The sequence below is a fragment of the Candidatus Acidulodesulfobacterium ferriphilum genome (assembly GCA_004195035.1).
Lineage (GTDB): Bacteria > SZUA-79 > SZUA-79 > Acidulodesulfobacterales > Acidulodesulfobacteraceae > Acidulodesulfobacterium > Acidulodesulfobacterium ferriphilum.
This window is the reverse complement of sequence record SGBD01000002.1, coordinates 196453-218169: the sequence shown is the minus strand read 5'-3', so window position 1 is coordinate 218169 and position 21717 is coordinate 196453. Positions and strand designations below refer to the sequence as shown.

21 protein-coding genes and 2 tRNA genes are annotated in these 21717 nt (G+C 37.1%); 17 read left to right on the top strand and 6 right to left on the bottom strand.

Going from position 1 to position 21717, the window contains the following annotated elements:
• Positions 1–56 precede the first annotated feature (56 nt).
• The 9 genes from EVJ47_05480 to EVJ47_05440 are packed head-to-tail and all read left to right on the top strand — an operon-like array spanning position 57 to position 8916.
• A complete protein-coding gene (locus tag EVJ47_05480; protein ID RZD14618.1) occupies positions 57–818 on the top strand; it encodes a pyridoxine 5'-phosphate synthase in 762 nt (253 codons plus the stop codon).
• A 3-nt stretch (positions 819–821) separates the two neighbouring features.
• Positions 822–1223 carry a holo-[acyl-carrier-protein] synthase gene (gene acpS, locus EVJ47_05475; protein ID RZD14617.1) on the top strand — a complete coding sequence of 134 codons (402 nt, stop codon included), beginning with the start codon at positions 822–824 and terminating at the stop codon, positions 1221–1223.
• Positions 1224–1242: 19 nt separating this feature from the next.
• On the top strand, positions 1243–2838 hold the full coding sequence (locus EVJ47_05470; GenBank protein ID RZD14616.1) for an NAD(P)H-hydrate dehydratase: 1596 nt from the start codon (positions 1243–1245) through the stop codon (positions 2836–2838).
• A gap of 39 nt (positions 2839–2877) precedes the next feature.
• Complete coding sequence (locus EVJ47_05465) at positions 2878–3345, top strand: CBS domain-containing protein (GenBank protein ID RZD14615.1); 468 nt, start codon at positions 2878–2880, stop codon at positions 3343–3345.
• Between the two features lie 2 nt (positions 3346–3347).
• Positions 3348–3806 carry a tRNA (adenosine(37)-N6)-threonylcarbamoyltransferase complex ATPase subunit type 1 TsaE gene (gene tsaE / locus EVJ47_05460; protein ID RZD14614.1) on the top strand — a complete coding sequence of 153 codons (459 nt, stop codon included), beginning with the start codon at positions 3348–3350 and terminating at the stop codon, positions 3804–3806.
• 18 nt (positions 3807–3824) lie between these two features.
• Positions 3825–5306, top strand: a complete 1482-nt coding sequence (lpdA, locus tag EVJ47_05455; GenBank protein ID RZD14613.1) for a dihydrolipoyl dehydrogenase — start codon at positions 3825–3827, stop codon at positions 5304–5306.
• Between the two features lie 4 nt (positions 5307–5310).
• Positions 5311–6564, top strand: a complete 1254-nt coding sequence (locus EVJ47_05450; GenBank protein RZD14612.1) for an aspartate kinase — start codon at positions 5311–5313, stop codon at positions 6562–6564.
• A 15-nt stretch (positions 6565–6579) separates the two neighbouring features.
• Complete coding sequence (locus EVJ47_05445; GenBank protein RZD14611.1) at positions 6580–8250, top strand: citramalate synthase; 1671 nt, start codon at positions 6580–6582, stop codon at positions 8248–8250.
• Positions 8251–8277: 27 nt separating this feature from the next.
• Positions 8278–8916, top strand: a complete 639-nt coding sequence (locus EVJ47_05440) for a hypothetical protein (protein ID RZD14610.1) — start codon at positions 8278–8280, stop codon at positions 8914–8916.
• A gap of 57 nt (positions 8917–8973) precedes the next feature.
• Here the strand turns inward: EVJ47_05440 and fba are convergent, their stop codons facing one another.
• The gene (fba, locus tag EVJ47_05435) at positions 8974–9900 is read right to left on the bottom strand and encodes a class II fructose-1,6-bisphosphate aldolase (protein ID RZD14609.1); all 927 of its coding nucleotides are present in this window, start codon (positions 9898–9900) and stop codon (positions 8974–8976) included.
• A gap of 381 nt (positions 9901–10281) precedes the next feature.
• Here fba and EVJ47_05430 point away from each other — a divergent pair, with 381 nt between their 5' ends.
• Positions 10282–12189, top strand: coding sequence for a sensor domain-containing diguanylate cyclase (locus EVJ47_05430; protein ID RZD14608.1), 1908 nt, complete (start codon positions 10282–10284; stop codon positions 12187–12189).
• Between the two features lie 99 nt (positions 12190–12288).
• Here EVJ47_05430 and EVJ47_05425 read toward each other — a convergent pair.
• Positions 12289–12384 (bottom strand) — tRNA-Sec (locus tag EVJ47_05425).
• Positions 12385–12593: 209 nt separating this feature from the next.
• On the opposite strand from EVJ47_05425, the gene EVJ47_05420 reads away from it, so the two are divergent.
• Positions 12594–13292, top strand: coding sequence for a DUF3426 domain-containing protein (locus EVJ47_05420; protein ID RZD14607.1), 699 nt, complete (start codon positions 12594–12596; stop codon positions 13290–13292).
• 9 nt (positions 13293–13301) lie between these two features.
• On the opposite strand, the gene tatA is transcribed toward EVJ47_05420, so the two are convergent.
• Together tatA and EVJ47_05410 are read right to left on the bottom strand one after the other, a co-directional pair.
• Positions 13302–13565, bottom strand: coding sequence for a twin-arginine translocase TatA/TatE family subunit (tatA, locus tag EVJ47_05415; GenBank protein ID RZD14606.1), 264 nt, complete (start codon positions 13563–13565; stop codon positions 13302–13304).
• A gap of 208 nt (positions 13566–13773) precedes the next feature.
• Positions 13774–13863, bottom strand: a tRNA-Ser gene (locus EVJ47_05410).
• A 418-nt stretch (positions 13864–14281) separates the two neighbouring features.
• Between EVJ47_05410 and rfaE2 the strand changes: the two genes are divergently transcribed.
• From rfaE2 to pyk, 3 genes are all read left to right on the top strand, one after another.
• Entirely contained in the window at positions 14282–14767 is a 486-nt protein-coding gene (gene rfaE2 / locus EVJ47_05405; protein RZD14605.1) for a D-glycero-beta-D-manno-heptose 1-phosphate adenylyltransferase, read from the top strand.
• 187 nt (positions 14768–14954) lie between these two features.
• On the top strand, positions 14955–15413 hold the full coding sequence (locus EVJ47_05400; protein RZD14604.1) for a DUF4149 domain-containing protein: 459 nt from the start codon (positions 14955–14957) through the stop codon (positions 15411–15413).
• A 151-nt stretch (positions 15414–15564) separates the two neighbouring features.
• Positions 15565–17127, top strand: a complete 1563-nt coding sequence (gene pyk, locus EVJ47_05395) for a pyruvate kinase (protein RZD14603.1) — start codon at positions 15565–15567, stop codon at positions 17125–17127.
• Between the two features lie 53 nt (positions 17128–17180).
• On the opposite strand, the gene EVJ47_05390 is transcribed toward pyk, so the two are convergent.
• Together EVJ47_05390 and EVJ47_05385 are read right to left on the bottom strand one after the other, a co-directional pair.
• On the bottom strand, positions 17181–17576 hold the full coding sequence (locus EVJ47_05390) for a hypothetical protein (protein RZD14602.1): 396 nt from the start codon (positions 17574–17576) through the stop codon (positions 17181–17183).
• Positions 17545–17796 carry a hypothetical protein gene (locus EVJ47_05385; GenBank protein RZD14601.1) on the bottom strand — a complete coding sequence of 84 codons (252 nt, stop codon included), beginning with the start codon at positions 17794–17796 and terminating at the stop codon, positions 17545–17547. Before EVJ47_05385 ends, EVJ47_05390 begins: the two co-directional genes overlap by 32 nt.
• Before the next feature lie 378 nt (positions 17797–18174).
• On the opposite strand from EVJ47_05385, the gene EVJ47_05380 reads away from it, so the two are divergent.
• The 3 genes from EVJ47_05380 to EVJ47_05370 are packed head-to-tail and all read left to right on the top strand — an operon-like array spanning position 18175 to position 21710.
• Positions 18175–18702, top strand: a complete 528-nt coding sequence (locus EVJ47_05380) for a hypothetical protein (GenBank protein RZD14600.1) — start codon at positions 18175–18177, stop codon at positions 18700–18702.
• A gap of 40 nt (positions 18703–18742) precedes the next feature.
• The gene (locus EVJ47_05375) at positions 18743–19114 is read left to right on the top strand and encodes a hypothetical protein (GenBank protein ID RZD14599.1); all 372 of its coding nucleotides are present in this window, start codon (positions 18743–18745) and stop codon (positions 19112–19114) included.
• Positions 19074–21710, top strand: coding sequence for a hypothetical protein (locus EVJ47_05370; protein ID RZD14598.1), 2637 nt, complete (start codon positions 19074–19076; stop codon positions 21708–21710). Before EVJ47_05375 ends, EVJ47_05370 begins: the two co-directional genes overlap by 41 nt.
• Positions 21711–21717: the final 7 nt, after the last annotated feature.

Sequence of the window (21717 nt, the reverse complement as noted above, 5' to 3'; positions counted from 1 at the left end):
TATAACCCAAAACCTCCGGGGAAAATTTTTATTACGGAAAGAACGGGATTTAACTAATGGAACTTGGCGTTAATATCGATCATGTAGCCACACTGAGAAATGCCCGGGGCGGGATTTTCCCCTCCCCCGTACATGCGGCTTTTGTAGCGCTGGAAGCAGGCGCGTTTAATATAACCTGTCATTTGAGAGAGGATAGAAGGCATATAAAGGATGAGGATGTAAGGTTAATATCTTCATTAACAAAAAAGCTTAATTTAGAAATGGCGGCGGAAGACGATATAATAAAAATAGCTCTGGAAATTATGCCGGGAAGCGTTACCTTCGTTCCTGAAAGAAGGCAGGAACTTACAACCGAAGGCGGTCTTAATGTTTTAAACGATATAAAAAGATATGAGGAAATAAATAAAGAATTTAAGTCTAAAAATATTACGGTATCGGCTTTTATAGAGCCCGATTTAAAGCAGGTCGAGGCCTCCAAAAAAGGGGGATTCGACTTTATCGAGATTCACACGGGAAGCTATGCGGATAAAATCAGGCTAAAAGAGAAATCGGCCGAGCTTGAGAGGATAAAAACGGCTATAGATTTTGCTTCAAAAATTGAACTAAAAGTAAATGCGGGACACGGACTGGATTATAAAAATATATATAGCGTTGCCCTTCTTGACGGTATTTTCGAATTCAATATCGGTTTTTCCATTATTTCTCATTCATTGTTTGTCGGACTCGGCGACGCCGTAAAAGAAATGTTAAAAATAATAAAATCTGCCGAATTTTCAAAATTAAAAGACGCCGCATCAAAAAATACCTATGGAGATTAAAAATTGATAGAAGGGATAGGGGTCGATCTGGTTTCGATAGAAAAATTAAAGAAAATACTTTGCCTTCGGGAAGAAAGATTTTTTAAAAGGATGCTTTCTCAGGAAGAGCTTATAGTATTAGGAGAAATAAAAAATAAAAACGAAGGAAGAAGCATTAGAAAAGCGGCTGGGTTTTTTGCGGCAAAGGAGGCTTTTTTAAAGGCGGTCGGCGCCGGACTTTTTTCTATACCGTTTAATAAAATATCGGTTTTAAATGAGAAAACCGGAAAGCCGTATATTAAAGTTGACGAAAATCTTAGAGATTTAATTTATAGAAAGTTTAAAAAAAGATTAGATGCCGTAAACTTAAGCATAACCCATGAAAACGGGTTTGCCTGCGCTTTTGTGATAATAGAAATGTTATAAAAAGGTCAAAGGCCATAAAATGAAACTGTATTTTTCCGATAATTTAAAAAAAATAGACGAAGGCGCCCGCGAAACTTTTGGATATTCCGAAAACATATTAATGGAAAACGCTGGAAGCGGATGCTATAGGGAGCTATTAAAATTATACGGCGAAAATTTTTTAAAAAAGGCAAAGATAATCGTTATTTGCGGCAAGGGTAATAACGGCGGGGACGGATTGGTTCTATCCCGTTATTTTTTTAACGGCGGGTTTAATGTAAAAACTGTAATTCTTGCAAAGAAAGATTTATATAAAGGGATAGCAGGAACAAACTTAGATATTTTAACGAATTTGGGCGCCGAAATTATAGAAATTTCGGAAAATAGGCAGTTATCGAAATTATCCGGTATTATTGGAGATGCGGAAATCGTCGTTGACGCAATATTCGGCATTGGATTAAACAGGGAAATAAACGGCTTTTTTAAGGATATTATAGATTTAATAGATAAAAAAAGTGCGGCAGGCGGCGCGGATATTATATGCATCGATGTGCCTAGCGGCTTAAACTCGGACAGCGGAGAATTTATGGGCGCCGCTATAAAAAACAACATAAAAAAGGTTTTTACTTTTGGAGGCTTAAAGGTCGGCTTTTATATCAACGAAGGGGAAAAGCTTTTATTAGATGAAAAGATAACTTTAATAGATATAAACCAGCCCCAAAGACTGCTCGAAGAATATTGTTCCGGGTTTGAAATATTATCGGGGAAGGATATTTTATCTTATCTGCCCGAGAGAAATCCTGCCGCTACAAAATTTAACTATGGTCATTTGCTTGTCGTTGCGGGAAGTTACGGAAAAAGTGGGGCGGCATATATGGCGTCTTTATCGGGGTTTAAGGGGGGAGCAGGTCTTGTAACGGCGGCGATTCCGTCTGCATTAAACGACATTATGGAAATAAAAACTACGGAGATTATGACATATCCGGCTTTTGACGGCGGCGAAGGATTTTTTACCGAAAAGAGCGCCGAAGATATAATAGACAATGCGTTAAAAGGTAAAACAGCAGTCGTAATCGGTCCAGGTATCGGTTTAAACGCGGAAACAAAACTGTTTTTACACAGGCTTTTAACCGCTATAAAGGTTCCTGCGCTTCTTGACGCGGATGCTCTAAACATTTTATCGGAAGATTTAGGACTTTTAAAGGATATTAAGGGTAAAAACGATATCGTACTGACCCCGCATTTTAAAGAAATGGAAAGGCTGACGGGAATAAGCCGGGAAATTATAGCAAAGAATCCACTGAAAGTTGGATTAGATTTCGCAAAGGAGTTCGGGGTATATTTAATTCTTAAGGGTTCGAGCATGTATATTTTCGATAAAAACGGCATAGATGCGAGCGTGCAGGTTAAACATTCTTCAGTTATGGCGAGCGGCGGAAGCGGCGATGTTTTAAGCGGTCTTGCAGGTTCTTTCGCCTGTCAGGGAATACCTTTATATAATGCGATGAGAGCCGCCTCTTATTTGATTGTCTATTCAGCGAGAGATTTAAGCTTAAGATACGGCGATTTCGGGGTTGGAGCCGCAGAAATTGCCGGTAATATTCCTTATGCGGTGAAAAAATTAAGGAGTCTTTGATTTTAATAATAATTAAAAAAATTAATAAGGGGAGTAACCATGCTTAAGGCAAAAGACATAATGACGAAAAATGTTGTTGTTGTGGGCGAAGAAGACGAAATAAAAAAGGCGGCCGATATATTTTTAGAATATAAAATAAACGCGATTCCCGTGGTTAACGAGAATAAAAAATTGACGGGAATAGTATCGGAAACCGATCTTGTATATCAGGATACTAATCTTCACATACCCACGGTTTTTACAATTTTCGACAGCATTTTTTATTTGGGAAGTTCAAAACATTTCAAAGATGATGTGCAGAAAATAACCGCAACAAAGATAAAGGATATAATGAATAAAAATGTATTTTTCGTAAAAGAAGATGAAGATATATTTAATATTGCAACGGTAATGGCCGATAAAAAGTTTTATTCCATTCCAGTGGTAAATAACGGCATGGAGATTACAGGCATTGTCTCAAGGTATGATATTATTAAATCGATGTCTTCCAAAAAAGAGAAACAATAAAAGTGCAGGAATTTAAATCAAATTCACCGCAAAAAACTAAAATGATAGCTAAAGAATTTGCCGGGAATTTAAAACCGTTTGATTTTGTATCGTTAATAGGACCTCTTGGCGCCGGAAAAACAAAATTTACATCCGGTATAGTGGATTTTTTTTGTACGGATAAAAAAAGGGGCGGAGGTCATATTTTAAGCCCCACATATACTATTATGAATAGTTATAACTGTAATGTTACCGTCAATCATTTTGATTTTTACCGCCTAAAACGGCAGGATGAATTGGAAGATTGCGGTTTTTTTGATTCTCTGGCGAGCGGGATAATAACTATAGCCGAATGGGCGAATAATATCCATATAGACTATAAAAAATATATAGAAGGCAATTATTATGAGGTAAATATCGCGGCAGAAAAAGAAGGGGAAGGAAAAAACAAAAGGCGTATAAAAATAGAAAAAATTTTATAAAAAATATAATAAAAAAATATAAATATAATTAAAGAGCATTTTATATCGGAGGAGTATCGGTTGGATAATTTTGATGTCTGTATCGTCGGCGGAGGGCCGGCCGGATATGTAAGCGCTTTAAAATGCGCCATTAACGGGCTGTCTGCCGCCATTATAGAAAAGGAAAAATTTGGCGGTACATGTCTTAACAGGGGATGCATTCCTACAAAGGCGATATATTCGAAAGCAAAGTATTTAAGCAAGTTAAAAAACCCCGAATACGGATTTTCGGTGGATGGATTTAGCGTTAATTATAATGATATAATAGATTATAAAGAAAAGGTTGTTTCAACCTTAGTCGGAGGAGTCGAAAAACTTTTAAAGGCAAGAAATGTCAGGGTTTTTAACGGTACGGGAAAAATTACCGGTAAAAATAACGATAATTCAGGTTTTGTATTAACTTCAACATCCGAAGACGGATTAAAAACCGAAATATACGCAAATAATGTTATTATATCTACAGGTTCGTCTCCGCTTATGATTCCGTCTTTTAATATAGACCATAAAAATATAATGACATCGGACGAGATTCTCGCGATTAGGGAGATACCGGAGTCTTTGATTATAATCGGGGCGGGGGTTATCGGCTGCGAATTTGCCAATATTTTTAGCGAGTTCGGCGCAGGTATTAAAATGATAGAACTTTTACCGTCCATCTTGTCTACCGAAGACAAAGATATTTCTAAATTTGTTCAAAAAAACTTTAAATCCCGCAATATTGATATTATGACATCCGTGGAGGTTGGAAGTATCGAACCTATCGAGGAAAACAAAGGGGCGGCGGTTTATTTGAAAAGCGGAGAGAAATTTACGGCGGATAAAGTTTTAGTCTCTATCGGAAGAAAACTAAATACCGATGGATTGGGGCTGGAAAAGTTAGCCGTCAAAATGGATAAAAGAGGGAAAATAGAGGTTGACAGCCATAACGAAACCGCCGTAAAGGGGATTTACGCCTGCGGCGATATAATAGACGGGCCGATGCTGGCCCATAAAGCCTCTTATGACGGGATTATAGCGGCGGATAATATCGCGGGTATCGTTAAAGAAAAAAACTATTCGGTACTGCCGTGGTCGATATATACAAATCCGCCTATCGGGACGGTTGGACTAAAAGAAGGAGATAAGGGGCTGGAAGGTATAGATTATAATGTCGGCCGTTTTTCGTACGCGGCAAACGGGATGGCGCTGGCTATGGAAGAAAGCGAAGGTTTTTTAAAGGTTATAGTGGAAGAGAAATCCAAAAGGATTTTAGGCGCGACGGGAAGCGGAGCGGATATTCCGGAGCTGATCGCGGAAATTGCGTCATATATGCATTTTGGCGGAACGGTTTTTGACATAGAATCAACTATTCACTCTCATCCGACGCTTTCAGAAATTGTTCCGGAGTCCGCGTTGGATTCCATAGGCGAGGCGATACATAAGGTTAATCCGAGAACGGCAAAGAAAAGCAGGGAGTTATAAATTTATGGCTTTAATCGTTCAAAAATTCGGCGGGACATCGATGGGCAGCATAGACAGGATAAAACAGGTTGCCGGGCGGGTGATAAAGGAAAAACAAAATAACAACGATGTGGTTGTCGTGGTCAGCGCTATGAGCGGCGAAACCAACAGACTTTTGGATTTAGCAATGAAAATGGGCGGAAAATACGATGATATAGAAACGGACATGATTATATCGAGCGGGGAACAGGTGAGTTCGGGGCTGCTTTCTATCGCCTTGAGGAACGAGGGTTATGACGCCGTTCCTCTTCTTGGCCATCAGGTAAGGATAACGACTGATGAATCTCACGGAAAGGCAAGAATATCCGCTATCGACGACCATAATATACGGACGGGACTTAAAAGCGGTAAAATTGTCGTTATTGCAGGCTTTCAGGGAATAGATTCGAACGGATTTATTACTACTTTAGGAAGGGGCGGTTCGGATACCACGGCCGTTGCCGTGGCCGCCGCAATTAAAGCCGACAGATGCGATATATATACCGATGTTGACGGCGTTTATACTGCCGATCCGCAGGTTGTTCCGGATGCCAGAAGATTAGATGTGGTTTATTTCGATGAAATGATAGAAATGTCAAGTCTGGGGGCAAAAGTATTGCAGATCAGGTCCGTCGAATTTGCAATGAAATATAAAGTAAATCTATTCGTAAAATCAACATTTGCGGAGGGGCCCGGAACGCAAATCAAATTTTTGGGAGACGAGGAAAATATGGAAGAATTGCAGGTGTCGAGCGTCGCGTGCGACAAAGATGAAGCAAAAATATCTATAAGGGGTATTCCCGATAAGCCCGGTATTGCCGCAAAGATTTTTTCGAAAATATCGGACGCAAATATAGTGGTCGATATGATTATTCAAAATATATCCGTTCACGGACTGACGGATTTAACATTTACTGTTTCAAAGAAGGATTTAAAAAATGCAATAGATATAACAAACAGGGTTGCAAAAGAGCTTAACGCAGAGGAAGTTATCAGCGATGACAAAATTGCCAAAATATCGGTTATAGGGGTCGGCATGAAAAACCATTACGGGACGGCTTCAACGATGTTTTCGGTTTTATCTAAGGAAAATATTAATATAATGATGATTTCAACATCGGAAATTAAAATATCGTGTATTATCGATGCAAAATATGCCGAGCTTGCCACGAGAATATTGCATGAGGCGTTTAATCTCGGAAAAAGTACCGATAATGGGAAACTGGAAAAGAATAAGTAAATAAATATTTATTATATGAGACATAATAACGATTATAAAAAAAAGGAACATATCGAGGTTTACGATACGACATTAAGGGATGGAACCCAGGGAGAGGGATTTTCTTTATCGATAGACGACAAATTAATGATTGCCGATATACTGGATGATTTAGGGATGCACTTTATAGAGGGGGGGTTCCCGTCTTCAAATCCAAAAGACAGAAAATTTTTTGAACTTGCGGCAAAAAAAGGATTTAAAAATTCCAAATTAGTGGCGTTCGGCAGCACAAAAAGAAAAAATACGGCGGCAAAAGACGATGTCAACCTGCGGACATTAAGCGATATACCGGTCGATTACGCCGCTATTTTCGGCAAATCGTGGGACTTACATGTCGAAAGCGTTTTAAAAATATCGTTAAACGAGAACTTAGATATTATAGCGGATTCCGTTAATTTCCTGAAAACATCAGGGAAAACGACATTTTTTGACGCGGAACATTTTTTTGACGGTTTCGAGCATAACGAGGAATATGCCGTAAAATCGATAAAAATTGCTCTGGAGGCAGGAGCGGATAAGGTGATTTTGTGCGATACGAACGGCGGTTTTTTGCCCCATAAAATATCGAAAGCAATCGAAAGGCTCAAATCTTATTATAAAATGGATTTGTCCAAACTGGGAATACATACCCATAACGATACCGATTGCGCCGTTGCAAACACTATTGCCGCCGTCATGTCCGGCATAAAGCATGTTCAGGGAACTATAAACGGGTACGGGGAAAGAACGGGAAACGCCAATCTTTCATCTATAATCCCAAATTTAGAATTAAAATTGGGATTTAATGTTATAGGAAAAGAAAAGCTTAAAGGTCTCGTCAAGGTGAGCCGTTTAGTCGATGAAATATCCAATAATATGCCCGTTAAGAATATGCCGTACGTGGGGGAGAGCGCATTTGCCCACAAGGCCGGAATGCATGCCAATGCGGTGCTTAAAAATCCTTCGTCATATGAGCATATCGACCCGGCGGCTATCGGCAACAACAGAAGATTTTTAATATCCGATTTATCGGGCAAAAGCAATATCGAGGCAAAAGCTAAAGAGCTGGGGATAGATTTAAGCAAACTTACGATTTCGGAAGAAGCCGAGCTGCTTAATAAAATAAAAGAGCTTGAATGGGGCGGTTTTGACTTTGAAAGCGCCGACGGTTCATTTAAAATACTTATGGATAAATATTTATCGAAAAAGGCAAAAAATTACTTTAAGCTGATTGCGTTCAGGGTAAATACGGAAAAAAATCTGTTTAATTCCGCAAATCTTTCTAATATTAATAACGCTGGTTCGACGCCTTTATCTTTAGAAAATAATATTTTTAGCGAAGCCGTAGTTATAATAGAAGTTCAGGGAAAGAGGGAGCATACGGTTGCGCTTGGAGACGGACCCGTTAACGCGCTTGACAATGCTTTAAGAAAAGCCCTTTTGAAATTTTATCCGATATTAAGCGAAATGAAGTTAGCCGATTTTAAGGTCAGGGTTATCAGCAATAAAACTAAGTCTGGAACGGCATCTTATGTCAGGGTATTAATAGAATCGTCGGACAAGGAGGATAAATGGACTACTCTTGGGGTATCCGAAAATATAATCGAGGCTTCTTATCAGGCTTTGGCGGACAGCATAACCTATAAACTCGCTAAAGAAGGAATATAAAATAAAAAAGGGGAAGGGGGATGAATAATGGTCGATTTTGACAGAATAAAAGAAACCGGTTTTTTTAAAGCATTGATTTTGACATGGAAAAAGTCTCTTTTTACTCCCGAAGCCTTTTTTAAAGAACTAAATAATACTGAAAATAATAACGGAATTTTGCATCCGTATTTTTACGCGATAATATTTACATATATTAATTTAGTATTTTCCTTTTTTTGGGATATATTCTTTTTTAAAATAGGCTTTTACAAAAATTATGCAATTTTACCGAAAATACCCCTTTTTTTTACCGATAAAAACACAATCTATTTTTTTATCGTAATCGGGATTATTTTTCTTTTGCTGGTTTTAGGAATTTTATTTACGGTATTATTAATATTGTTGACCATTGTAATTCATGGATTCATTATGGTTATGGGGGGAAAGAAAGGTATAAAAAATACATTCAGGATAATTTGTTATACCGCCGGCGTCGGATTTTTCTCGATATTTCCGATTTTCGGATATAATATATCCGCCACGTGGCTTTCGGCTTTAATGGTAATAGGAATTAAAGAAACTAACGAATTGTCAACGCCGAGGTCTATTTTGGCGGTATTATTGCCGTTTATCTTTGCCTCGCTTATATTGGTAACATTTTTAATAAAACTTATTATCGCAAGGTGAAAAAGACGAAGAAAACGGTTGGTTATTAATATCCGCCGGCAAAACGCCGGTTGCCGGTTATATCCTGTTTGACGAACCTAAAATTCTCATTCTTTCTTTAATAACTTCGACAACATAATCTTTTGCCGGACCGAAAATTTTCCTCGGGTCGATTTGAGATTTATCGTTTGCAATGCTTTCCCTGACCTTTGCCAGAAACGAAATGCGGAGGTCGGTATCGGTATTTACCTTATTTATTCCGAACTTTATAGCCTCTTTTAAGACATCGAACGGGACGCCCTTTGCGCCTTTCAAATCTCCGCCGAACTCCTCGAATTTTTTTGATGCTGCTTCGGGAACGGATGAGGCGCCGTGAAGGACAAGAGGAATACCAGTCAGTTCCTTTACTTTCTTTAACCGCTCAAAGTCTAATTTGGCTTCCCCTTTAAACTTGAAAGCGCCGTGGGAAGTGCCTATAGCGGGCGCTAAAAAGTCGATGCCGGAGGACGCGACAAAATCGTTTGCTTCTTTCGGATTTACCAAAACGGCATCCCTTTCGGCGACGGAAACATTGTCTTCTACGCCCTTAAGCCTTCCAAGTTCCGCCTCTACGGATATTCCGAGCGGATGACAGATGCTTACGACCTGTTTCGTAATTTTAAGGTTTTCTTCAAAGGGAAAATGGGACGCGTCGATCATAACGGAGGTAAACCCAGCCTTTATGGCAATCATAACGGCATTTAAGTTTGAACCGTGGTCGAGATGAAGGGCGACTGGAATGTTTGGATAGGCGTCCGATAATGTTTTAGTCATCGAAAAAAGCATATCAGGGCCGGCATATTTTATCGCTCCTTCGCTTGCGGCAATAATTACGGGAGATTTTTCCGATTCGGCCGCTAAAAATACCGACTGCAAAAATTCCATATTATTTACATTAAAGGCGCCGACGGCATACCCGTTTTTATCGGCATCGTCAAGTATTTCTTTTGCGGATATTAAAGACATTTTGCCCTCCCGTATTATTTAATTTCTTTTAGTATATCGTATTTTTAGTAATTTTTAAACTCTTTTTGCAATACTTTTTTGCAGGCCAAATCCCGATTTAGAAAATATTTATAAGTTTTAATGCTAAATAACACTGGATTCCTGCTTTCGCAGGAATGACACATTTTGGGTTAAAAGTTAAATCTTTACATAGTCATTCCCGCGTAGGCGGGAATCCAGAAAATAAATTTCTAAATCGGGATTTGGGGGCAAGATTGCTCTTGAATTCGGCGGGGGGGGGGGGGTATAATTAAGATGTAATAATAAAAAAAATAAAAATAGTAATAAAAAATGTAATTTATTATATAAATATTATTTAAAATCGGGACATTTCGCGATATTATGAAACTGTCTAATTTAATTACCTTAAAACGTTTTCTTCCTTTCTTATTAATCTTAATTCTTGTGGGTTTTGTTTCGGCTTCAGTTTTAATATTTCATTTTGTTTTGGTAAAGAGGGAAAGGAATATCGAATTCGAAAACGCCGTTCAACTCAGAACGATACAGATTTCAAACACTATGAGTCTTATAATAACGGAAACGCGGGATATAGTTATGTTCCACCGGATGGGTTCCAAAAGGCAGTTTGACGGTTCATTAAAGAAATTAAACGCGCTTATTCCAGTTTTGGATAAAAGATATAAAATCCTTAACGATATTGTCGAAAATCATCCCGCGCAGGCAAAAAATATCTATTCGCGGCAAAAAGAGCTGTATTTCCACTGGATTCATATATTACAGCCTATTTTGCTAAGACTGACCGAATATCATAATATAGTGGCCGGAAAGATATTAATAACGCCTCTTGTCAAACAAATGGAACAATTGGAAAAAGGTTATTATTCGCCTTCGGCTATAAAAGAAAAGAAAAAACAGATTGACGCTCTGGATTCCCTTTACCGCAGGTATGATGCCGCATATATTATCGGCTCCGTTATCGGCTTTGGGGGATTAGCCGGAGTTTTATTCTTAATACTGACAAGGGAATATATATTAAAAGACGATGCCGAAAGATACGGAAGCATGTTCAAGGAAAATTCAGCGCCTATTCTTTTAGTCGATGCCGAAACAGGCGTAATAAAAGAGGTAAGTAAAAGCGCTTTAGCCTTTTACGGATATGCTTATAACGAGCTTGTCGGCGCGAATGTCGAAAAATTAAATACCGTTATGCCGTCCGAAGAGCAAAAAGAAGTCAGACGGAGGATAATAAAGGGAGAAATAAAATATGTTTTATTTAAGCACAGGCTTAAAAACGGCGAAATAAAAGATGTCGAATTTTTCCTTACCCCCATTACGATCAAGGGCAGAAGCCACATCGTGGGAATTATCAATGATATTACCGATAAAAAGATGCTGGAAGACAGGCTCGAAGAAAGCGAAGAGCTTTTCAGTACGGTTGCGGAAGAATCGTTATCAGGCCTTGTTTTATATAATGAAAAGATTATTTACGCAAACTGGTGCGTATTTGACATGCTCGGCTATTCTAGAGAAGAATTATACGGTATTTATATATGGGACCTGTTTTCCGAAGATTCAAAAGAGATGGTGAAACAGTCCGTATTAAGGCGTCTGAACGGAGATAAATTTGACGGCTCATATACGCTGGAAGCCATTCCAAAAGATAAAAGACGGTTGCTGCTATCGATTCATTCGACGACCGTTATATATAAGGGTAAGCCCGTCGGCCTTGCCAGTTTCATAGATGTAACCGAAATTAAAAAGCTCGAAGAAGAGCTCGAGCATGAAAAAAACAAGTTTAAAGAACTCTCCGAAATTGACCCGCTAACAGGAATTTTCAACAGAAGAAGGTTCGAAAGTTCTTTATCGGATTACATGAAAGTGGCTCAAAGGTACGAAAGGCCATTATCCCTTATCATGTTCGATATTGACCATTTTAAGAAAATTAACGACACATACGGGCATCAGGCGGGGGACGAAGTCCTCAAAGATGTTTGCAATCTCGTTAAGCCTATTCTTAGAAATTCCGATACATTTGCAAGGGTCGGCGGAGAGGAATTTATGATAATATGCACAGAAACCGATGTTTCAGCCGCAAAAAACATTGCCGAAAAAATAAGGTCTTCCGCGGAAGCCCATGCCTTCAACCTGCCGGATCGCGTTACTTTAACGCTTGGAGCCACGGAATACAGGCAGGGAATCGGCTTAGACGATTTTGTCCGCAACGCGGACCAGGCAATGTATAAGGGAAAGATAGACGGCAGAAACAGGGTTGAGGTGTATCAAGCTTGACCATCCTATATTCTTTATGTATTCTTTTTTAATGCTATTATACAAGGTTTTAAGGTTCGGTTTATTTATCGGGATATTAAGGTTTTCGGCGGGATATTATGGCGGAAGCGTATGGGAATCGAACCCACCGCGCAAATTGCCTTTGCGCCTGTTGATTTGAAGTCAAAGAGGGGCACCAGCCCTCCTTCCGCTTCCTTAACTTCACACATATAGTAGCTGAATTATAATACATCTTTACTTATTATTCAAGTCCTCTAATTATTCCTTTAATATCTTTAGTTTTATGTTTTCAGGCAAAGATTTATGTGGTATAATTTTATAAAAAGATAAACGCTGATGTTTAATGATTCGAAAAGTATAGAAGTATAAATAAAGTATAATAGGCGAAGCGGTAAATATCTGATATGGATAATTGGAAATTAGGCGACGACAACATTTATAATGATAATTATAACGATAACGAAAAAGATTTTACAATTGGAAAATCAAATGAGAATGAGGACGGTGATAAAGAGGATTTTAAAGAGGATTTAGATCTTTCATTTTATAAAAAAAATAAAGTGAAAGGCGATAAGCCTAAAAGGGATGGAACTAATACCGGCAGGTCATTCTATAAAAGAAATAGTTTTAAAAAGGTATTTTATGTAATATTGGGGATAGCCGCCGTAATCTCTGCATATTATATTTTTAAAACATTCTTTCCGGGCGACAATCTGAATGTAAAACTTTTTGGTTTAGAAACGAAAGTTTTTAGATCAAAAGTGCTTCCAGAGAATAACCTTGTGGTTACAGGTTATTTGCTTAATAAAAATAGTTTCCCGATAAGCTATGTAAAGCTTGCCTGCAGACTTTACAGCGCCAAAAATATTACTCTTGTGACAAAACATGTGTATGCGGGAAATTTTATCGATATAAAAAGACTTAAAAATATGACGAATGTTGCGATTGATATGAAACTTAATAATAAATTAGGGGATAATTTGTCAAATGTGGAAATCCTGCCGGATCACCCTATTAAATTTATGGTTGTATTTTTTGATATAGCTTCAAATTCAAAAAATTACTCTATAAGAATCAGCCATTTTTACAGGATAAAAAAATAAACGAGCCGCTTAAGCTCTTTTGGCCGTTTTTGACTTAGCGGGCTTTTTCCCTTTTGAAGCTGCCGCAGTTTTTGAGCCGCTTATCTGCCTTTTTTTTTGCGCAGGTTCTTCTTCCGGCGTAACATCTATTTCATCCTTTCCTGAAAGACTATTTTTGAAATTTTTTAAAGCTTTACCGACGCCGCTTCCTATATCGGGCAATTTGCCTGCCCCAAAGATTAAAAATACAATTACGAGTATAATTACTATGGCAATTGGACTGAATCCAAACATTTTATTCACCTCCTGTCGTCTTTTTATTTACAAACTATCTTTCCTATCTTCTTTTAACTGGCGGAGAGGGAGTGAGGAACTTTTCTTTGAAAAGTTTTAAATCGTACGAACTTTCCTCTTGCGTGCCTCGCTTTCGCTTCGCGCTTCGACTCCTTCTCTATACTGCCATAATTAAAATTATTATTATAACCGTCTTTTATTCTATAACTGGCGGAGAGAGAGGGAGTCGAACCCTCGATAGACTTACATCTATACATGATTTCCAGTCATGCTCCTTCGGCCTCTCGGACATCTCTCCTTACTTAATAATTAAGTAAAATTAAATACTTTTTACGACCTAGTGCAAACCGATAAAACTAATAATATATTATTATATAGATTAACACTTATTTAAAATATATTCAAAGGTTATTTTTTACCCAAATCCCGATTTAGAAATTTATTTTTTGGATTATCGCGAAAGCGGTAATCCAGATTTACTTAGCATTGGAATATATAAATATTTTCTAAATCGGGATTTGGGTTTTTAAATCGACTATTTTATTTTTATCTAATTTTTTCGGAACTAAATGGCGAGGCTCATTTTTTTTATTGACAAAAAAATATAAATTTATGTACAATAATACTTGTAATTCTTTTCTCCATTTTCCCCCAATATATGCCGAATATATTGGGGGTTTTTAATTTAACCCCTAAAATCATCTAAAATCAAGAATATGGCCGCCTATACCATGGGAAAAATAATCGAATTTAACAATATAAAAAAAGAAATATCGAGACTTAAGAAGGATTTTAAAAAAATTGTTTTTACCAACGGATGCTTCGATATTATACACGCGGGTCATGTGAGCTACTTAAACGAGGCAAAAAGCCTCGGCGATGTGCTGATTGTCGGCATAAATAGCGATGAATCGGTTAAGCGGCTTAAAGGTCAGGACAGGCCGATAATAGGCGAAACAGACAGGGCATATATTTTAGCGAATATAAAACCGGTTGATTATGTGGTAATTTTTAATGAAGACACCCCGTATAATCTTATAAAAGAGGTAAGCCCCGATTTTCTGGTAAAAGGGGGCGATTATGACGGAAAGGATATCGTAGGCAAAGATATTGTCGAAACCTCGGGCGGAAAAGTGGTTTTAATAGATTTCGTCAAAGGAAAATCCACAAGCGGTATAATCAAAAAGATAAAAGAAGGGTAATAATAAATACCGTACCCCAAAAAATAAAGCGTTTATTGATGCTTATCCGAATGCAAAGTCTTCATTGGCCAACAGTAAAAACTATATGAAATTTGTATTATAAAATAAAAAACCAAAAACTAAATTTTGGCAAATTTGAGTTGTTGTTTGATTTTTATACCAAAGATGATATAAAATAGGTTTTGTTATGGAGACTCTACTTTTTTATATTTACGACATCGTCCTTGCGGTATATTTCGGTTCAAGTGTATTTACGGGGTTTATTGCCGCGCCTGTTATTTTTAAAACATTAAAAACTAGAAACGAAGCGGGGAATTTAGTCGGGCTTTTGCTTGAAAAATTTACCTTGCTTACATACGTAACGCAAATTATATTAATCGCAAGCGGGGCGGGGCTGTTTTTTTATTTTAATTACCCCGCAGCGGTTATCATGTTGCCCGTGTTTATAATCGTTATAAATTTTATATCTAATAATGCGGTAAGCTCCAGAATGAAAAAATTAAAAGACAATATGGGAAATATAGACGATACCCCCAAAGAAGATAGAAACAGGGTTATGTTTAACTCGCTCCACAAATGGTCGGTAAAACTTTTCGTATTAAACCAGCTCCTGACACTTCCGCTTTTTTATTTCATCTTTCGTTGATGGACCAAATAATGAAGTTCCGCCTTAAATTAATTTTGCAGTATTTTTATTTGAAAATTAACCAAAATTAATCCTAATAACCCTTACGATACATAATATATTTGTTACAATTTTTTTATATATATAATATATATTACGATATAATTATTATATGAACGGCGAAAGACAAAATGAAGACGATTATTATAAAAACAAATATAAAAAGACAAAGATTGTTTGCACGCTTGGACCTTCAAGCTCCGGCAAAGCCGTTATAAAAAAACTGATAGATTCAGGCATGGATGTCGCCAGGCTGAATTTCTCGCACGGAAACGAGATTTTTTTTGACGGCCTTATCGGGCTTATTAGAGAACTTTCAAACGATACCGCTATACTTATTGACCTGCCGGGGCCAAAAATTAGGACAGGCAAGCAGAAAGAAGCCGGGATTATCTTAAAAAAAGGCAGATATATAAATGTCGTTAATAGAAAAAAGCCTTCCGATAATAAAAATATATCGATTGACTACAGGTTTTTAACTCAAGATGTAAAAAGGAATGACTTAATTTTTATAGATGACGGTAAAATACAGCTGCAAGTTGCCGATATTGCCTGTGATAAGAACGGGCTTTCATGCAAAATATTGCGGGACGGTATTTTGAGGGCAGAAAAAGGGGTGAATTTTCCAAATATCAAACTTAGCGTTCCATCCGTTACAAAGAATGATTTTAAGTATTTAAAATTTGGGGCGGAACATAACGCAGATATGTTTGCGATTTCTTTTGTGAGACATCCTGAAGATATTATAACCGTCAGGAATTTTTTAAAAAAGAATTATCCGGAAAAGCATTTTTTCATTATAGCAAAGATAGAAAAATCCGAAGCAGTCGAAAATATTGAGGCGATTGTAATGGTTTCCGACGGCATTATGGTTGCGCGCGGCGACCTCGGCGTTGAAACTCCGATAGAAAGTATTGCCCTGAAGCAAAAAAAGATAATTTCTGTTGCAAATATCTATAAAAGGCCGGTTATTACAGCAACACAGATGCTAGAGTCCATGGTCATAAACGAATCTCCCACCAGAGCGGAGGTTACCGATATTGCTAACGCTATATTAGACGGAACGGATGCCGTAATGCTTTCCGAAGAGACCGCCATAGGAAATAACCCTGTCGAATCCGTTATATATATGAACAAAATAATAAAAACGACGGAAAACAGCAATATTTTTATTGAAAGCAATTATAGAAATATAGGTATAAGAAGGGCTAACGGCAAAGGCGGAGGCGGCCGTGGTTATGCGGGCAGTTACAGGATAAATCCGGATGAGGGAGACGAGAGATATGATATTTCCAATGAATATAATATTTCTAACATAGTTGCAGAAATGGCCGTTCTTGCTTCCTATTCCGTGGACGGGTCTTTTATAGCGGCGGTTACAAGGTCAGGTTATACCGCCGGCATTATATCGTCATTGCGCCCCGTTGTTCCTATTATATCCATCGTACCTGACGAAGGGGTAAAAAGGCGGCTTTCTCTCAACTTCGGGGTAGTTAGTTTTGTTATGCGGGATATTATTAAAGAAAATGTCGATATTAAAAATGTCATAGATTTTATAAATAAAAGCGAAAAGATGAAATATTTTAAAGAGAATTTTAAATATGCCGTTTTGAGCGGCGGCATACCGTTAGGGGAACCGGGTTCTACGGATTTTGTAAGGATTATAAAGCTATAAGCGCAATAAAATAAAAACTATTGCCGAGGCGGGCGGCGGCGGCGGCAGATAGTTTAATTATTTTTTGCGGGTATAGCACAGGAAATACCCGCCATTAATTCCATAAACACTTTATCGCAGTACGCGGCGAGGCCGTCAAGCCTTTCCGCGACTATTTTTTCGGATTTAAACGAATTAAGGCCGTTAAGCATTATTTTAATGTTGTTGTCGAGATCCTCCGTTAACTCGTTTATATCGGTTAAACCGCCCTTTTTTAACGAATTGGATATTTCGTCAAATATCATGCCGGTAAACGATAATGAACTTGAAGCGTCTTCTTTTTTGCCTGAAGCAATTGCGTTATCTTTTATTTTATCTATGTAATCTTTCAGGTTATTAAAAATATCTTCTATATTTTGTATATTTTGGCGGCTATGGCTACCCGTCAAATTTGTCCTCTTTTCTTTCATTATGCAGTCCCGTTAAAATTTCATTATTTTTTTCCTTTATCTCCATTTCCTTTAATACATCATCCGCTTTTAATATTATAACACGTTTAAACAACTCTTCAATCTCTTTTTTTTCTTTTAATCTCTCGGCGATTTCATCGATAAACTCTTGATAGCTTTTGTGTTTTACGCGATTTCTTAACCTTTTTTCTTTTGTTTTTGACCGTTTTTTTCCGTCCATAATGAGACTCCCCTTTAATTAATTATTTAATATATTAAACAGAACGATTAGCCGATGTTTAGGGGCATATTTGCAATTTAAATATCGATTTTAAAAGTGCGAGTTTTTATTTATATCATATTTATATTACAGTTTTATGACAATTTTGTTTCAATTTGATGAAATTTTTTTAAAAATAAAAAAATTAAAAAAACAATAAATAACCCCATTTTATTTTAAATCCAAATAAATTATAACTTTTAAGGCATTTTGTAATCAAAATGTAATATTAAATTAATGTATTTTTAACAAATGTTTCATAATCCTGAAATATTAAAATGATATAAATATTTTTACGGTAAACAAAATTTAAATTATTAAACTAAAGGAGGGAAAAAAATGAGGTTTAAAAATGTCATTAATTACATTAATTGTTTCAATGATTATTCCATTATGATAATGGCTCGTCTCCAATCGGAAATTTATGAAGAAAAATTCACGAAGGGCAGGCTAAAATTAGGGATGAAATGGGGCAGGGGCAGATCAAAGAGTATTTTGTTTTTGTCTTCTTTTGTTTTTGGGTCGATTTTATCCTTAAGTTCGAGGGCGTTAGCAATGATTAATTTAAATCAGGGTTCGCTTGGGATCGGGGCATCGGGCATTTTAAACGAGGCGACAACATGGATATGCTACAGGCTTGCTCCTGCAACCCTTACCATCGGCCTTGTAAAGGGATTTTACGATATAAAACAGCATAAGCCGGATGCGGCAAGGAAGGCGTTTATAACGGCGGCGGCAGGAACGGGGGTGATGCTTGCGCCGACCATAACGGGCGCAATATTAGGTATCGTTCAAAGCGCTGGAGGTTCGGCAAACGGCATCAATATGGGCAGCGGAAACGGCTCGACTACGGTAGGCCAGCCATGATTCATGACAGGCGCTTAAGTAATGTTGCCGCGAGGGGTATATGAAAACAGGTTATACAAGATTTAAAATTCACAGGGGAATTCACGACAGGGTTACAAGGTTTGGCTTGGAAATATACGATTGGGGACTATTTATTTTTATTACGATGATACTGATTCTTGCATTTAAAGAGTTTATTATTCTTGCAATATTAATCGATATGCTTATCTTAATTTTTTTAAGAAAGTATAAAAACGGCAAACCAGATTTTTATACAAGTTCGCTTTTGTCGTTTATATTAATTAAAAAGGAGCTATTTATTTTGGAACCGGGGAGCGATAAATTAGATGCCCCTTTTTTAAATTTAATTTATTTAATTTATAAAGATAAAAATGATGCTCAAATCCGTATTAAAAAGAAGGAATCAAAATGAATCGTTTAATAATTATCTTAATCTTTTAACGATTTATGAGAATATCATTATCGGTATTGACGGTTCTTTTACTGTCGGTTTTATAGTTAAAGGGTTTGATTATATTCTTTCCAAAGATGAGATAATCAACGATACGGCATATGTTAACGACCTTCTTCTAAATCTTTTGGATGAAAATATCGGCTTGCAGTGGATTTATAAAATAGACGACAGAAATGATGAATTTATATCGAATTATCAAATATCTTCTATTCCGCCAAAAGATTATGAATATATTAAAGAAAATAAACTTAAGGTTCTCAGGGCGAAAAGCATAAAAAATATTAAAATATATCTTTTTTGCACAATAAATAATACAAATTTGGAGTTATCGGGAAAAGACGGGTTTTTATCGAATTTTATCAATTTTAATTCAAGTTTATTCAAAATAACGATTGGAGATATTAATAATTCTAATTCAAGGCTTAACGCTAAAAATGATTTCGATGCCGTCCGTAAAAAATTGGATAATGTGGAAAATAATTTAAGTTTTTTGGCTTCGAGGCTGAATATCGGACTAAAAAGAATGAATAATCAGGAATTAACCGATTATTACTATAAAGAATTAAATCCTGAAAGGTCTATTTTCGTAGGTCCCCCAAAATGGGAAAATATGTCCCGCGAATTCACATTCAGGAGCCAATTAATGTATTCTTGCGGTGAAATAAAAAGGGATTATTTTTATATAGACGGTTATTATTATAAGTTTATAAATATGCATAGATTACCAAGTAAAATAGATGCTTACGGCATAACCCCTTTGTTAAATATCGAAAATTCAGGTATCCTTGACTTTTTTCCGTACGATATCCAGATTGCCTTTAACATACCGGACCAGGAAAAGACGATTAATAAAATTCAATCCGATAGAAATATTAAAGCAAGCTTGACCGAGGCCGTCGGCGGAGGATATATAGATTATAAAGGCGGCGGCATTACGGCGCAATTGGACGATTTTCTTAAATCCGTTTCGAAAATGCAAAAGAAGGCTGTCAATATATCCTTGTGTGTTAGGCTTAAATCTAAAACTGCCTCCGATCTGGATTCGAGGGCTATAAAAATTTTGGAAGCATTTAAAGATTTTAACGGAATGGAAGGAATTACGGATGACATGGAACACCATAATCTATTTTTATCGTTCCTTCCCTCCCAAACGCGCTTTAACCGGCGGTTTAAAACATCTATTTCGCCTGCCGTTTCCGCCTTTTTCCCCTTGCATAAGAGTTTCGGCGGAACAAAAACCTGCGCAATACCGCTAATTAACACAAGCGGGGAAGCCGTAAGCATCGATTTATGCAACAACGCACTGCCTGCAAAACACGGAATCGTCTTTGGTAAAACAAGGAGCGGAAAGGGATTTATGCTTAATGGATTTTTAACTAACTTTTATATGTCGGGAGAAAATTACCATATTGTAGGGGTTGACATAGGAGGAACATATAGCAAGTTTTGCAGAATATTTAACGGGGAATACATCGAGCTGGATTTGGACGGAACATATTGTTTAAATCCATTTCCGCCAAAGCGGCATATAATTAAAATTGTAAATAACGAGGAAGTTTTTGACCCGGACATTATGATATTTTTAACGGGTATAATCGGTTTAATGGTCGAACCTGAGAGAAATTTATCGCCCAACGATAAAACTATTATAGCAAGGGCGATTCAGGCGTCATACGACAGAATAAACGATGACGGCGATATGCCGGTAATTTCGGACATTAATAACGTGTTATTCGATTACAACGAAGGAAGAGACATAGAGGATAAAAAAAGAGCAATGGAAATGGGGAAAAATCTATTTCAATGGACAGATATATCTTCGCCCTACAGCATAATTTTAAACAGGAAGGGGGGAATAGATGCCGGTAAAAAGATAATTATATTCGATTTGCAAAAATTAAAAGGGCATGAAGACCTGCAAAAAGTGGTATTTGCGATAATAAAAAATATTTCGTTTAAAAAAATGTACGACAAATCGGCTAAGGTTTTTTTCTTTTACGACGAATGCTGGGAATTTATGAATGACCCTAAAATAGCGGAGCTTATAATGCATCTTTATAAGACATCGGCCAAATGGGGGTCTATGGTGTGGAGCGTAACCCAGGAGCCTGGGGACATTTTAAAAGCGGGAAATGTCGGTAAAAGTATAATAGAAAATTCCACCGTTAAAATATTTTGCCAATTGGACGGCGATGTGGATGGGAACGATTTAAAATTTTGCGGACTCAATGAAAAAGAGATAGAAATTGTAAAAAATCTTAAGGTCGTAAAGGGGCATTATGCCGAATATTTTTTAAAATTCGGGCATGATTCGGCCGTAATCAGGAATAAGCCTGATCCTTTCGAATACTGGCTGTGCTGTAAATCCTCCGACGATGAAGAGATAGAACGGCAAATCATGGCAGCATATCCCGATAAATCCCTAAAAGAAAGACTTTATATACTGGCAGAAAGTTATCCAAACGGCCCTTACGGAATAAGGGTTGACGATAAAAATGCAAAGGGGACAGATTTAAATCTGTCCCCTGCTAAGAAGGCGGAAATTCGGCAATAATTTACAA